Source organism: Lentzea sp. NPDC042327, assembly GCF_040647275.1.
GTDB lineage: Bacteria > Actinomycetota > Actinomycetes > Mycobacteriales > Pseudonocardiaceae > Lentzea.
The window spans coordinates 448692-462213 of sequence record NZ_JBEZBX010000006.1 but is presented as its reverse complement, the minus strand read 5'-3'; the positions used below and the strand labels follow the sequence as shown (position 1 = coordinate 462213).

The following is a 13522-nucleotide window of genomic DNA, read 5'->3' as shown; positions in this document are numbered from 1 at the left end:
CACCCGGTCCCATTCCGAACCCGGTAGTTAAGCCCTTCTGCGCCGATGGTACTGCACTGGTTACGGTGTGGGAGAGTAGGTCGCCGCCGAACTTACTTCCCTGAAAGGGGCTTGTGATGCGGGGCACAACTAAAGTGCTCGCTCACAAGCCCCTTTCAGCGTGTCTCTAGTAGGAGGATTTGGTGTCAAGGTTCGGGGATCGTCCCGGCGACCGTCAGCGTGGCCAGGGAGACCGACCGCGCCGTTCCGCCGATGGTGGCCACTCAGCAGGCGACCGCAAGTTCAGCAGCAACGACCGCCGCGACGACCGCGGTGGGTACCAGCGTGGTGAGGGCTCCGGCGACCGCAACCAGAGCGGCGACCGTCGAGACAACCGCGCCGGCAGCTCGTCCGACCGCGGTGGGTACCGCTCGGACCGCAGCGGCGGCGACCGCCCCGGCTACCGCGGCAAGGACTCGTCCGACCGCGGCGGGTACCGCAAGGAAGGTGCCGGCGACCGCGGTGGTTACCGGTCCAACGACCGCTCTTCCGACCGCGGCGGCTTCCGCAAGGACGGCGACCGTCCGAGCTACCGCAGCAGCGACTCCGGTGACCGCGGCGGCTCCCGTTCCTCTGGCGACCGCCCCGGCTACCGCGGCGGCGACTCGAATGACCGCGGCGGCTACCGCTCGTCCAGCGACCGCGGGTCCCGCACCGGCGACCGTCCGGGTTACCGGGGCAACGACTCCGGTGACCGGGGTGGGTACCGCGGCAACCGTTCCGACGACCGTCCGGGTTTCCGCAAGGACGGCGAGCGCGGCGGCTACCGCGGCAACGACTCTGGCGACCGCGGTGGTTTCCGCCGCGACGACCGTTCCAGCGACCGCGGCTCGCGTCCCGGGTACCGCGGCGACTCGAACGAGCGCGGTGGCCACCGCTCCTCGGGCGACCGTCCCGGCTACCGCGGCGAGAGCTCCGGCGACCGCGGCGGCTACCGCAAGGAAGGCTCCGGCGAGCGCGGCGGGTTCCGCCGTGACGACCGCTCCGGTGGCGACCGCGGCGGGTTCCGTCGTGATGACCGTTCCAGCGACCGCGGCGGCGACCGTCCGGGTTACCGGGGCAACGACTCCGGCGACCGCGGCGGGTACCGCGGCAACCGCTCCGACGACCGTCCCGCCTTCCGCAAGGACGGCGAGCGCAGCAGCTACCGCAGCAGCGACTCCGGCGACCGCGGCGGATATCGCGGCAACCGTTCCGACGACCGTCCGAGCTTCCGCAAGGATGGCGACCGGGGCGGCTACCGAGGCAACGACTCGGGCGACCGCGGCGGGTACCGCCGTGACGACCGGTCCTCCGACCGCGGTGGTTTCCGCAAGGACGGCGACCGTCCGGGTTACCGCGGCAACGACTCCGGCGACCGCGGCGGGTACCGGGGCAACCGCTCCGACGACCGCGGCAGCGACCGCCGTGACGACCGCGGCGGCTACCGGGGCAACGACTCCGGTGACCGGGGTGGGTACCGGGGCAACCGGTCGGACGACCGTCCGGGCTTCCGCAAGGACGGCGACCGGGGTGGCTACCGCGGGAACCGGTCCGACGACCGCGCTGACCGTGGCGGCCGTGGCGGGTACCACTTGGACGACCGGTCCGAGGCGCCCCAGCGCGACGACCGCCGCGACGAGCGCAGCCGTGAGCGTGCGGCCCGCTTCCAGGAGCGGATCGCCGACCAGGAGCCGACGGCCGAGGCGAACTCCGCCGAGGACGTGACCTCCGATGCCGAGGCCACCCCCGCCCGCGCCGGCTACCGGCTCGGTGACGGTGCGGCCGCCTCGCGCGCCGCTGCCCGCGGCCAGTCCGACGCCGACGACTCGGTCGCCGACGACGCCGACACCGCTGACACCACAGCGCCCGCCGTCGACGCCGAGAAGGCCGACAGCGACGACACCGCCGCCGAGGACATCGCGGCCGCCGAGCCGGCCGACGCCGAGCCTCGCGACGACAGCACGACCGGCACGCCCGAGAGCACGACCGGCAGCACCGCCGACGTCACGACCGGCAACAGCGACACCGGCAGCACCGCCGCCGAGCGCGACGACCGGGACGAGGCGCCGAGCGGTCCCCGCGGCGGGCGTCCCGAGCTGCCGGAGGAGGCCGACCTCTCCCTGCTCGACCCGGAGATCAAGGCCGAGCTCCGCAGCCTCCCCAAGGGGCTCGCGGAGATCGTCGGACGGCACCTGGCCGCGGCCGGGCTGCTGATCGACGAGGAGCCCGAGCTGGCGCTGGAGCACGCCCGGTACGCGCGCAGCAAGGCGGCGCGGGTCGGTGTGGTGCGCGAGGCCGCCGGTCTCACCGCGTACTTCGCCGACGAGTGGGCGGAGGCGCTCAGCGAGCTGCGCGCCGCGCGCCGGATGATGGCCGGTCCCGGCCACCTCGCGATCATGGCCGACTGCGAGCGCGCCCTCGGGCGGCCGGAGCGGGCCATCGACCTCGCGAAGGACCCGTCGGCCAAGGAGCTGAGCCAGGAGGACGAGATCGAGCTGCGCATCGTCGCGGCCGGTGCCCGTCGCGACATGGGTCAGTTCGAGGCGGCCGTGGTGGCGTTGCAGGGGCCGGACCTCGACCCCGGCCAGCGCACCCCGTACTCGGCGCGGCTCTTCTACGCTTACGCCGACAACCTGGCCGCGGCCGGCCGCATCGAGGAAGCCGTCAAGTGGTTCCTCAACGCCGCCGAGGCCGACGACGAAGGGGAGACCGACGCCGCCGAGCGCGCGTTCGAGCTGACGCAGGACCCCTCCCCCGAGGAGATCGGACAGCAGTGAGCGAAACGTTGGTGGACCGGTACGACGCGTTGCTGATCGACCTCGACGGCACCGTTTACCGCGGGTCCGAGGCAGTGCCGGGCGCAGCGGAAGCCGTCGCGCAGGCGAGGGCCAAGGGCGTCGGGATCCGGTACGTCACCAACAACGCCTCCCGCTCACCGCAGGCGGTGGCCGACCACCTCGTCGAGCTCGGGTTCGACACGAGCATCGACGAGGTGAGCACGTCGGCCCAGGCGGGCGCGGCCATGCTGGCCGAACGCCTGCCCGCGCGGACGAACGTGCTCGTGCTCGGCACCGAGGCCCTCCAGGCCGAGGTGCTGAAGCGCGGGCTCACCCCCGTGGACACCGCGGAGCACGCCACCGCGGTGCTGCAGGGCCTCAGCACGGACCTCGGCTGGCGTGAGCTGGCCGAGGCCGCCGTGGCCATCCGCGGCGGCGCGCTGTGGGTGGCCTGCAACGTCGACGTGACGCTGCCCACCGAACGCGGCCTGCTGCCCGGCAACGGCAGCCTCGTCGCGGCGCTCAAGGCCGCCACCGACGCCGAGCCGCTCGTGGCCGGCAAGCCCGCCACCCCGCTGCTGCAGCAGGCGGCGAAGGACCTGGGTGCCCACCGGCCGCTGGTCATCGGCGACCGGCTCGACACCGACATCCTGGGCGCGGTGAACGCGGGCATGGACTCGCTGCTCGTGCTCACGGGCGTGTCGACGGAGCAGGAGGCGCAAGCGCTTCCGGAAGACCAGCGCCCCACGTATGTCGGCGCGGACCTGTCGGTCTTGCATCGGCTACCGTAGGGGCGTGAGCTACCCCCTGCCCGGACCGCCGCCCAACCCGGCCGACGCCATCAACGGCGCGCTGGAGCGGCTCGACGGGCTCGAGACGGTGCCGCTGGCCGAGCACGTGGCGAGGTTCGACGCCGTGCACGCCACGCTCACCGAAGCACTGTCGAGCATCGACAAGGTGTGATGCACAGTGCCACGCAGGGTGCGGCTCGACGCCGAACTCGTGCGCAGGGGGCTCGCCCGGTCCCGTGAGCACGCCAGCCAGCTCGTCGCCGACGGGCGTGTGACGGTGCGCGGCACCGTCGCCACCAAACCGGCGACCGCGGTGGAGACCTCCGACGCGGTGGTCGTCAGAGACCTCGGCAACGACCCGAACTGGGCGTCCCGGGGCGCGCACAAGCTGATCGGCGCGCTCGAGGGCTTCAAGATCGACCCGACGGGCAAGCGGTGCCTGGACGCGGGCGCATCCACTGGCGGTTTCACCGACGTGCTGCTGCGCGGCGGTGCGCGGCAGGTCGTCGCGGCCGACGTCGGCAGGGGTCTGCTCGACTGGAAGCTGCAGACCGACGACCGGGTCGTGGTCAAGGACAAGACCAACGTCCGCACCCTCACGCCCGAGGACATCGGCGGCCGGGTTGAACTCGTGGTGGCCGATCTCTCGTTCATCTCGTTGAGGCTTGTGCTCCCCGCACTGGCCGCGTGCCTCGACGAGGAAGGCGACCTGCTGCCGATGGTCAAACCGCAGTTCGAGGTCGGCAAGGAACGCCTCGGCTCCGGTGGCGTCGTGCGCGACCCCGCGCTGCGTGCCGCGGCCGTGCTCGACGTGACCAGTGCGGCGGCCGGGCTCGGACTGGCCGTGCACGGGGTCGTCGCGAGCCCGCTGCCCGGCCCGTCCGGCAACGTCGAGTACTTCCTCTGGCTGCGCAGGGGCGACCCGGTCGACCCCGCGGAGATGGTGCGCACCGCCGTCGAAGAAGGGCCCTGATGAGGGAAGTCCTGCTGGTCGTCCACACCGGTCACCAGAGCAACATCGATCTCGCCCGTCAGGTCGCGGGCCGGCTCGCCGTCGGCGGCGTCACGACCAGGGTGCTCGACGACGAGGCCCGCGACCTCGGGCCGTCGTGCTGCACCAAGGTCGTGCCCGCGGACGACCACGCCGCCGAGGGCACCGAGCTCGTGCTGGTGCTGGGCGGTGACGGCACGCTGCTGCGCGGCGCCGAGCTCGCCCGGCCCGCCGGGGTGCCGGTGCTGGGCGTCAACCTGGGCCGCGTCGGGTTCCTCGCCGAAGCCGACTCGGACGCGCTGCACGAGGCCATCGGCCACGTCCTCGAACGCGACTACTTCGTGGAAGAGCGCATGACGCTCGACCTGGTCGCCACCGTCGGCGGCGAGGTCGTCGTGAAGACGTGGGCGCTCAACGAGATCAGCGTCGAGAAGCTCATCCGCGAACGCATCCTGGAGGTCGTCGTCGAGGTCGACGGCCGGCCGGTGTCGGCGTTCGGCTGCGACGGCGTGCTCTGCGCGACGCCGACCGGGTCGACCGCCTACGCGTTCTCCGCGGGCGGGCCGGTCGTGTGGCCGGACGTGCAGGCGATCCTGGTGGTGCCGAGCAACGCGCACGCGCTGTTCGCACGGCCGCTGGTCGTCTCGCCGAAGTCGCACGTGGCGTTCGAGATCGAGGCCACCGGGCACCCGGCGGCGTTGTCCGCCGACGGGCGGCGCACGTTCGAGCTGCCCGCCGGCGCCCGGATCGAGGTCGTGGAGGGCGAGGTGCCGCTCAAGGTCGTGCGGCTGCGCCACGCCCCGTTCACCGACCGGCTGGTGGAGAAGTTCAACCTGCCGGTCAAGGGGTGGCGGGGACCATCGGCAGGTTGACCGCGCCGCTCGGTGCGCCGGCACCGGCTCGTCATGGTGCCCCCAGAGGTACGCCCCACCCCGAACTGTCGGACCCGACAAGTAAGGTTCGCCCTGTGCTGGCCGAGATGCGCATCAATGGCCTTGGCGTGATTGAAGAGGCCACCCTCGAGCTCGACCCCGGATTCACCGTCGTCACCGGTGAGACGGGTGCTGGCAAGACCATGGTCGTGACCGGGTTGCACCTGCTCGGCGGAGGCCGTGCGGAGGCGTCCCGGGTTCGCACCGGGTCCGACAAAGCCGTGGTGGAGGGCCGTTTCCAGGCCCCGGCGGGCAGCCCGGCGGCCAAGGTCGCCGAGGAGGTCGGCGGCGAGGCGGACGAGGACGGCTCGCTGATCGCCATCCGCACCGTGGGTGCGGACGGTCGTTCGCGCGCACACGTCGGTGGCCGGTCCGTGCCCGTCGGCGTGCTGTCCGAGCTGGCGGAGCAGCTGATCGCCGTGCACGGCCAGAACGACCAGCTGCGGCTCATGCGCCCGACCGAGCAGCGCGGTGTGCTGGACCGCTTCGCGGGCGACGACGTGGCCGAGCCGTTGCGCGAGTACCGGCGCATCCGCGACGAGTGGCTGAAGGTCGCTTCTGAACTGCGCGAACGCACCGAACGCTCCCGTGAGCTGGCCCGCGAGGCCGACCTGCTGCGGCACGGCCTGACCGAGATCGACGCGGTCGACCCCAAGCCGGGCGAGGAGCAGGAGCTGCACGACGAGGCCCGCCGCCTGGCCGACGCCGACCAGCTGCGCGAGGCCGCGTCCGGTGCCCAGTTCGCGGTGTCCGGATCGCTGGAGGGCGACCCGGACAACCCCGGTGCGCTCGGCCTGATCTCCGAGGCCGCCCGCCGCCTGTCCACGTCGGACGACCCGCGGCTGCGCGAGATGGAACCGCGGCTGGTGGAGGCGGCGACGCTGCTCGCCGACGTCGGCGCGGAGATCTCCGGCTACCTCGACCACCTCGACGCCGACCCAGGCCGCCTGGAGCAGGTGCTGCAGCGCCAGGCCGAGCTGAAGGCGCTGACCCGCAAGTACGCCGCCGACGTCGACGGCGTGATCGCCTGGGCCGCCGATGCCCGCTCGCGCCTGAACGGCCTCGACACCTCCGAGGACGCGCTGGCCGGGCTGGCCAAGCGCCGCGACGAGCTGGCGGCGGAGCTCGGCGTGCTCGCCGCCCAGGTCACCGCCGCCCGCACCGAGGCCGCGCTGGAGCTGGGCAAGGCCGTCACCGAGGAGCTCGACGGCCTCGCCATGCCGCACGCCTCGGTCGAGCTCGCGGTCCGCCCCCGCCACGCCGAGTCCGGCGACCCGCAGGCACTGCCCGTGGGCCGCTCGATCCTGCACGCCGGCTCCTCGGGCGTCGACGAGGTCGAGCTGCGCCTGATCTCGCACCCCGGTGCCCCCGCACTGCCCGTGCACAAGGGCGCCTCCGGCGGTGAGCTGTCCCGCGTGATGCTGGCCCTCGAGGTCGTGCTGTCGCACTCCGACCCGGTCCCGACCCTCGTCTTCGACGAGGTCGACGCGGGCGTCGGCGGCCGTGCGGCCGTCGAGGTGGGCCGCCGCCTCGCCCGCCTGGCCCGTTCGCACCAGGTCATCGTCGTCACCCACCTCCCGCAGGTGGCCGCGTTCGCCGACCGCCACCTCGTCGTGGACAAGTCGGCCGACGGCCGCTTCACCCGCTCCGCGGTCCGCAGGCTCGACGAGACGCAGCGGGTGGTGGAGCTGGCGCGCATGCTCGCGGGCATGGACTCGACCGACACCGGCCGCGCCCACGCGGAAGAGCTGCTGGCGGCGGCGAACGCCGACAAGTCGGCGGCTCCGGTGGTGCGGAGGCGGAAGAAGAAGTCCTGAGCCGGCGCGGGCCGGGGCACCGCGGGCTCGGTGGGGACGCGGTCGCGCGGGTCCGGCGGGTGGGCCGCGCGGGTGCCGAACCGCGCTGAACCCCCGCTGGTTGGGCATGATGGTGAGAACGTGACCGATGCCCGGTCAGCGGACGCACACGGTGGTGCGGTGGAAGGTGGACCGGATGTGACCACGCGCCGGGTGTTCGGGGCGGTGCTGGTGCTCGTGGCCGCGGGGCTGGCGGTGGCCGCCACGTTCCTGGTCGGGTATTCGGTGGAGACGGAGTTCGCGAACCGCACGTTGCGGTTCGAGGCGACGACGTGGGGGATCGAGCACGACGACTTCCGCGGGTCGCTGATGCTGGCGCCGATCGACTACGGGTGGCCGGCGCTCGCGGCGGCCGTGGTGATGGCGTTGTCTGCGGTGCTGTCGTTCCGGCAGCCGGTGGCGCGGCTCGGGTCGTTGCTCGGGGCCGGGGCGCTGGTGGGGCTGGCCTGGCTGGCGCTCAACCAGGTGCAGCAGGTCGTGCGGCGGCTGGCGGAGCTGACCGTGCCCGTGCCGCTGGACGTGGTGCGGGGCAACGGGATCACGGTGCTGCTCGTTGCCGCGGGGGTGGGGGTCGTGGCGGCTTTGCTGCACCAGGAGCTGCCGTGGCACCGGGCGGAGCGGCCCGCGGACGGTGTGGTGATCCACCAGGTCGAGGGCGACGACGAGGACACACCGCCCTACGGGTTCCCGGTGGTGGTGGAGACGAAGAGCGAGCAGGAGCAGCGACGTGACTGACCGGGGGAGGCCGGCCGCTCTGCTGCTGGTCCTGTGCGGGGTGCTGGTGGGGGTCGGCAACCAGCTGCCCATGTACACGGCGATGCACACGTCGCCGGTCGACTCGTTCGCGTTCAGCGGCTCGCTGTGGGAGGGCTCGGTACCGCTGCCGGACGGCCACGAGATCAGCCCGCTGCTGAACGTCGGCGCACCGGTGTTGTTCACCGCCGCGCTCACGGTGGTGGCCGGGCTGCTCGCCCTCCGCCGGGGCCGGGGCGTCCAGCCCGCCCGCGTCGTCGCGCTCGCCGCGGCGGCCGCGTTCCTCGGGGTCGTGGTGGCCTACGGGGTCGGGGTGCTGCGCGAGGAGGAGATGAACAACGCCTTCGAGGCCGCCACCGGGTTCGCCTACCACTTCGACTCCGGCTTCCACCTGCTGGTGCTGGCGGCGGCGGCCGGTCTGGTGGGCGCGGTGCTCGCCCAGAGGCCGCGGCCGCGCACGGAGCCGCCGGCGGACGACGCGGTGGTGGTGCACCAGTTCACCGACGACGACACGCCGCCGTTCGGGATCGCCTTCCCCACCACCGGGGAGGCGCGCGGTGACTGACCGCCGGATCGCCGCCGGGGTCGTGGTGCTGGGCGGGGTGCTCACCGGCGCCGCCTGCTTCCTCGACGTGCTCGGCCACCGGTTCGTGGGCGAGGGGCGCACCTTCACCCAGGTCGTCTCGCTGTGGGAGCGGAGGACCGACGCGCCGGGCTACCCGGTGTTCGACATCGCGGCGGACCCCGGATGGCCCGTCGTGGCCGCCGCCGCGGTGATGGTGGTGGCCGCGCTGGGCACGCTCGCCGGTGCGAAGGTCGCCGGGGCGGCGCGCCTCGCGACCCTGGCCGGTGCCGGAGCGCTCGCCGGCGTGCTGCTGCTGTTCGTCGTCGAGACGCTGCACCAGCTGCAGGTCGCGAACGCGTTCGAGGCGAGCTCCGACTACCGGTACGCGCAGACCGCCCTGCCCGGCTTCTACCTGCTGGTCGCGGGAACGCTCGCCGGGCTGGCCGGCGCGGTGCTCGCGCAACGGCCGCACGCGGCAGAGCCGGTCGCGGACGACGCGACACCGCCCTTCGGCATCGCCCTGCCAGTGGAGCGCCGGGGTGACTGACCGCCGGAGGACCGCCGCGCTGCTCGTGGTGCTGGGCGGGGCACTGGCCGGAGCCGGTGCCACCAGGGACGTGTTCGTCGAGACGGAGGTCTCGCAGCAGATCGTCATCACGTCCACCACCTCGTTGTGGGGCACGCGGTCGAGTGCGCCCTCGCCGCTCCCGGACGGCGGCGTGTTCTCCGAGGGCCTGCCGATCGTGGTCGCCGCGGTGCTCATGGTGGTGGCGGTGGTGTGCACGCTGCGGGAGGGCAGGACCGCCGCCGTGGCACGGCCGGCGGTGCTGGTCGCGGCCGGGGTGTTCGCCGGGCTCGTGCTGACGTTCGCGGTCGGCGTGCTGCGCCGCGCGGAACTGGCGAACGCCCTCATCGCCTCGTCGCCCTGGCACTACGAACAGCACCTCCTGCCCGGTTTCCCGCTGCTGGTGGCGGCGGCGGTGGCAGGCCTGGCCGGTGCGGTGCTGGCCCAGCGCCCGGCGCCGGAACCGGAACCGCTGGGGGCGGACGACGACACACCGCCGTTCGGGATCGCGGTCGGACAACAGGAGGCTCGGTGATCGGACGACCGACGGCGATCGCGTTGATCGCGGTGGGGGTGGTGCTGACGGCGGGAGCGCTGGTGCTGCCGTGGTACTCGACCACCTACGCCGGTGGCGTCGAGGTGGTGGTGCGGGCCTGGGGCACGGAGGTCGTGAACAAGCCGGGCGACTGGCCGGCCGGTGACCTCTCGCCCTGGTACGGCATCCCGGTCGCCGCCACGGTGGCGCTGCTCGTCGCCGGGGTGAAGGTGCGCTGGGCGGCGCTCGCGGGCGCGCTCGGCCAAGCCGGGGCGGTCGCGGTCGTGGTGGCGCTGGTCGTCTCGGAACGCGGGCACGCCGGGGACCAGCAGGGCGACTTCGCGCTCGGCTACGGGCTGCTGTTCCTGGCCGTCGGCACGGTCGTGGCGCTCGTCGGTGCCGTTGCGGCACAACGGGAGGCGGTGGCGTGAGGAAGATCCTCAAGACCGGGCTCGTCGTGCTCGCGGCGGCGATGGCGGTCGTCGCGACGTTCCTGCCGCTGTCGGAGCTGCGGATCCGGCTCGCACCCGACCAGCCGCAGACCGAGTTCGTCACGACCGGCTGGCGCACGCAGTTCGGTGAGGTGACCGACCCGCACGGGCCGCTGTTCGGCATCCCCGTCGCCGCCGCGGCGCTGGTGCTCCTCGCCGGTGTCTTCCTGCGGAGGTTCGCGTTCGCAGGGGCGGCCGCGCTCGCCGGAACCACAGGAATGTTGTTCGTGTATTTGGTGAACGCCATCAGCTTTCACAAAACGGGCAACATCACCATCGACCCCGGTCTGGAAGCGGGCTTCGGAACGGGCACCTGGGTGCTGCTGGCCGCTGTTGTCGTCGCGTTTGGGGCCGTAGTGGTTCACCCCGACGACTGAGCGGCGGGAAAAGGCCCGGCGTGCCTCACCTGTCCCGTGCGCAACGTGAGTCACTATCGGCTCATGAAGCTTTCCGGGTTGCTGAACCGCACCAACCACCAACTTCCCGGTGTCACCGGCGTCGCGCGGGTGGATCGGCGCGTGAGCGACCTGGTGCGGCGGGTCAGCCCCGGGGACGTGGCCGTGTTCGACCTGGTCGACCTCGACCGGCGCACCGCGGAGGCCCTCGTCGCCGCGGAGGTGGTGGGCGTCGTGAACGCATCGCCGTCCATTTCCGGGCGCTTTCCCAACCTGGGCCCGGAACTGCTGATCGAGGCGGGCATTCCGCTCATCGACAACGTCGGCGCGACCGCCCTGCGCGAGATCAGGGAAGGCACGAAGATCCGCCTGCACGAAGGGGTCGTGTACGCGGGTGAACGCGAGCTCGCGACGGGGATCGAGCAGAACGCGGAAAGCATCGCCGACGCCATGATCGAGGCGAAGGCCGGCATGTCGGCACAGCTGGAGGCGTTCTCCGCCAACACCATCGAGTTCCTGCGCCGGGAACGCGCGCTCGTCCTCGACGGCGTCGGCGTGCCCGAGGTGTACGTCCCGATGCGCGACCGGCAGGTGCTCGTCGTCGCCGGCGGCCCCTCGCACGCCGAGGAGCTGCGCAAGCTCAAGAAGTACATCCGCGAGTACCGGCCGGTGCTGATCGGGGTCGACACCGGCGCGGACACGCTGCACGACGCGGGCCTCGCACCGGACATCGTCGTCGGCGACCCCGACGGCATCGGCACCGCGTCGCTGCGCGCGGCCACCGAGGTGGTCGTGCCGGCGCAGACCGACGGCCACGCGCCCGGCCTGCAACGCATCCAGGACCTCGGCATCGGCGCGGTGACCTTCCCCGCGTCCGGCAACGCCGAGGACCTCGCCCTGCTGCTGGCCGAGGCGCACGGCGCGTCCCTCGTCGTGACGGTGGGGCTGCGCGCGACGCTGCGCGAGTTCCTCGACCGCGGGCACTCCGGGTCCAACCCCTCCACGTTCCTCACCCGGCTGAAGCTCGGCAGCAAGCTCGTCGACGGGGAGGCCGTCGCGACCCTGCACCGCAGCCGGGTGTCGTTGGGCGTGATCACCCTGCTGGTGGCCGCCGCGATCGCCGCCATGGCCGCGGCGCTGGCGGTCTCCGGCGTCGGTCACGTCTACGTCGACATCGTGGTCGACGGCTGGCACTCCGTCGTCAACTGGTTCAAGGGGTTCTTCTCGTGATCACGCTGCGCTACCACATAGTTTCGATCACCGCCGTGTTCCTCGCGCTGGCGGTGGGCGTCGTGCTGGGGTCCACCGCGATCAGCGGCAGACTGCTGTCCGGGCTGAGCGACGAGAAGAACTCGTTGGCACAGCAGGTGAACGACCTGCAGAACGACCGCAACGCGGTGAACGCCAAGCTGACCGACGCCGACGAGTTCGCCGCGTCGGTCGGGCCACTCGCGGTGAAGGACCGGCTGACCGACCGCACGGTCGTGCTGGTGACCACCTCGGACGCCCGCCCCTCCGACCGCGACGCGCTGAGCGGGCTGCTGAAGTCCGCCGGTGCCACCGTCACCGGTGAGGTCCAGCTGACCGACGCGTTCGCCGACCCGTCCCGCGCCGACCAGCTCCGCGAGCTCGTCGCCCGCCTGCAACCCGCCGGCTCGCAGCTGCCGACCGCCGGCGACCCCGGCACCCGCGCCGGTGGCCTGTTCGGCGCGTTGCTGCTGCTCAACCCCACCAGCAACCAGCCGCAGGCGACCCCGGACGAGGCCGCGGCGGCGCTCGCCGGGCTCTCCAACGCGGGCTTCGTGAAGGCCACCTCCAGCGTGAAGCCCGCACAGCTCGCCGTCGTGCTGACCGGCGGTGCGGCGCTCGGCGACTCGGCAGCGGACCGGGCCTCCACGATCGCGCGGTTCGCCACCCAGCTCGACCGCTCCGGAGCGGGCGTCGTCCTGGCCGGTGCGAACGGGTCCGCCAACGGCACCGGCGCCCTCGGCGTGGTGCGCGCGGACACCAACGCCACGTCCGTCCTGTCCACCGTCGACAACTCGGACACCTCGGCCGGCCGGGTCGTCGTCGTGCTGGCGCTGCACGAACAGCTCGAAGGCCGCGCGGGCCGCTACGGGGTGGCGGGCAACGCCGAGGCGTCCTCGCCGGGAAACGCGAGCTAGTACTCGGTCGTCCAGTCGCCCGGCAGCACCGCGAGCAGCTCGTCCAGCGCGCGGGGCGTGCGGGCACGCGCCCACAGCCACTGCCGGTCGTCCTCGCGGATGAGCACGTCGTCGGTGCCGAACCACCGGGTGTTCGGGCTGTGCAACGGCAACAGCTCGAACTCGCGCTCCAGCAGGGAGGTGTCCGCCTCGGACATCTCCCTGTCGGCCGTCTGGGCGCCGTCGCGGAACAACGCCTCCGACAGCACCAGCTCCACGCACGCGTGCGACAGCCGCGGCAGCCAGGGGTCCCAGGTCTCCTCGGACTTGTCGACCAGGTCCAGCTTGATCAGCACCGCCGGGTCCTCGTCCCGCGCGGTCGTGCCCCAGGCCGCCACCCACTGGTTCTCGTCGCGGAACACCAGCACGTCGCCCTCCATGCGCAGCTCCGCGGGCAGCAGCAGCCGGTCCTGGTTGCTGGTCAGGTCGGGGCGCTTGCCGAACAACGCGTAGGCCTCGCGCAACGCCGCCGGTATCCGCACGCCCAGCCGGGCCTCCGCGGCGTCGAGGTCCGCGTTGCTCCAGCCGTCCTGCGCCTCGATCGGCTCGGCCCACCAGGCCGCGAACCCTTCGATGAACCGCCAGGCGGCCGCGCGGTTCCGCACCGCCCTGGCCGCCGCTCCCACCACGTCGAAGGTCACGGCAC

The 13522-nt window shown here is 73.1% G+C and carries 15 protein-coding genes and 1 rRNA gene; 15 read left to right on the top strand and 1 reads right to left on the bottom strand.

The window, feature by feature from the left end:
* From rrf to AB0A63_RS19010, 15 genes are all read left to right on the top strand, one after another.
* Positions 1–92 (top strand): 5S ribosomal RNA (rrf, locus tag AB0A63_RS19080); the annotation flags it as partial.
* 90 nt (positions 93–182) lie between these two features.
* Complete coding sequence (locus AB0A63_RS19075; protein ID WP_360392663.1) at positions 183–2798, top strand: hypothetical protein; 2616 nt, start codon at positions 183–185, stop codon at positions 2796–2798.
* Positions 2795–3589 (top strand): HAD-IIA family hydrolase, encoded by a 795-nt coding sequence (locus AB0A63_RS19070; RefSeq protein ID WP_360392660.1) that lies wholly within the window; start codon positions 2795–2797, stop codon positions 3587–3589. Before AB0A63_RS19075 ends, AB0A63_RS19070 begins: the two co-directional genes overlap by 4 nt.
* Positions 3549–3761 (top strand): hypothetical protein, encoded by a 213-nt coding sequence (locus AB0A63_RS19065; RefSeq protein WP_360392657.1) that lies wholly within the window; start codon positions 3549–3551, stop codon positions 3759–3761. Before AB0A63_RS19070 ends, AB0A63_RS19065 begins: the two co-directional genes overlap by 41 nt.
* Before the next feature lie 6 nt (positions 3762–3767).
* A complete protein-coding gene (locus tag AB0A63_RS19060; RefSeq protein WP_360392654.1) occupies positions 3768–4562 on the top strand; it encodes a TlyA family RNA methyltransferase in 795 nt (264 codons plus the stop codon).
* The gene (locus AB0A63_RS19055) at positions 4562–5452 is read left to right on the top strand and encodes an NAD kinase (RefSeq protein WP_360392651.1); all 891 of its coding nucleotides are present in this window, start codon (positions 4562–4564) and stop codon (positions 5450–5452) included. The genes AB0A63_RS19060 and AB0A63_RS19055 overlap by 1 nt, the downstream gene beginning before the upstream one ends.
* 95 nt (positions 5453–5547) lie before the next feature.
* Positions 5548–7329 (top strand): DNA repair protein RecN, encoded by a 1782-nt coding sequence (gene recN / locus AB0A63_RS19050; RefSeq protein ID WP_360392648.1) that lies wholly within the window; start codon positions 5548–5550, stop codon positions 7327–7329.
* Between the two features lie 177 nt (positions 7330–7506).
* Entirely contained in the window at positions 7507–8103 is a 597-nt protein-coding gene (locus AB0A63_RS19045; protein ID WP_360392645.1) for a hypothetical protein, read from the top strand.
* Positions 8096–8686, top strand: coding sequence for a hypothetical protein (locus tag AB0A63_RS19040; RefSeq protein WP_360392642.1), 591 nt, complete (start codon positions 8096–8098; stop codon positions 8684–8686). Before AB0A63_RS19045 ends, AB0A63_RS19040 begins: the two co-directional genes overlap by 8 nt.
* The gene (locus AB0A63_RS19035; protein WP_360392639.1) at positions 8679–9233 is read left to right on the top strand and encodes a hypothetical protein; all 555 of its coding nucleotides are present in this window, start codon (positions 8679–8681) and stop codon (positions 9231–9233) included. The genes AB0A63_RS19040 and AB0A63_RS19035 overlap by 8 nt, the downstream gene beginning before the upstream one ends.
* Positions 9226–9786, top strand: a complete 561-nt coding sequence (locus tag AB0A63_RS19030; protein WP_360392636.1) for a hypothetical protein — start codon at positions 9226–9228, stop codon at positions 9784–9786. The genes AB0A63_RS19035 and AB0A63_RS19030 overlap by 8 nt, the downstream gene beginning before the upstream one ends.
* Complete coding sequence (locus AB0A63_RS19025; RefSeq protein WP_360392634.1) at positions 9783–10217, top strand: hypothetical protein; 435 nt, start codon at positions 9783–9785, stop codon at positions 10215–10217. The genes AB0A63_RS19030 and AB0A63_RS19025 overlap by 4 nt, the downstream gene beginning before the upstream one ends.
* Complete coding sequence (locus tag AB0A63_RS19020; protein WP_360392631.1) at positions 10214–10654, top strand: hypothetical protein; 441 nt, start codon at positions 10214–10216, stop codon at positions 10652–10654. Before AB0A63_RS19025 ends, AB0A63_RS19020 begins: the two co-directional genes overlap by 4 nt.
* 63 nt (positions 10655–10717) lie before the next feature.
* Entirely contained in the window at positions 10718–11902 is a 1185-nt protein-coding gene (gene steA / locus AB0A63_RS19015; protein ID WP_360392628.1) for a putative cytokinetic ring protein SteA, read from the top strand.
* The gene (locus AB0A63_RS19010) at positions 11899–12837 is read left to right on the top strand and encodes a copper transporter (protein WP_360392626.1); all 939 of its coding nucleotides are present in this window, start codon (positions 11899–11901) and stop codon (positions 12835–12837) included. The genes steA and AB0A63_RS19010 overlap by 4 nt, the downstream gene beginning before the upstream one ends.
* Here AB0A63_RS19010 and AB0A63_RS19005 read toward each other — a convergent pair.
* Entirely contained in the window at positions 12834–13517 is a 684-nt protein-coding gene (locus tag AB0A63_RS19005) for a hypothetical protein (RefSeq protein WP_360392624.1), read from the bottom strand. The genes AB0A63_RS19010 and AB0A63_RS19005 overlap by 4 nt on opposite strands.
* Between the last annotated feature and the right edge of the window lie 5 nt (positions 13518–13522).

Bases quoted from the DNA above. Each gene is read 5' to 3' on its own strand.
- AB0A63_RS19065 (WP_360392657.1), top strand. From the start codon at position 3,549: ATGTCGGCGCGGACCTGTCGGTCTTGCATCGGCTACCGTAGGGGCGTG.
- AB0A63_RS19055 (WP_360392651.1), top strand. From the start codon at position 4,562: ATGAGGGAAGTCCTGCTGGTCGTCCACACCGGTCACCAGAGCAACATC.
- steA (WP_360392628.1), top strand. From the start codon at position 10,718: ATGAAGCTTTCCGGGTTGCTGAACCGCACCAACCACCAACTTCCCGGT.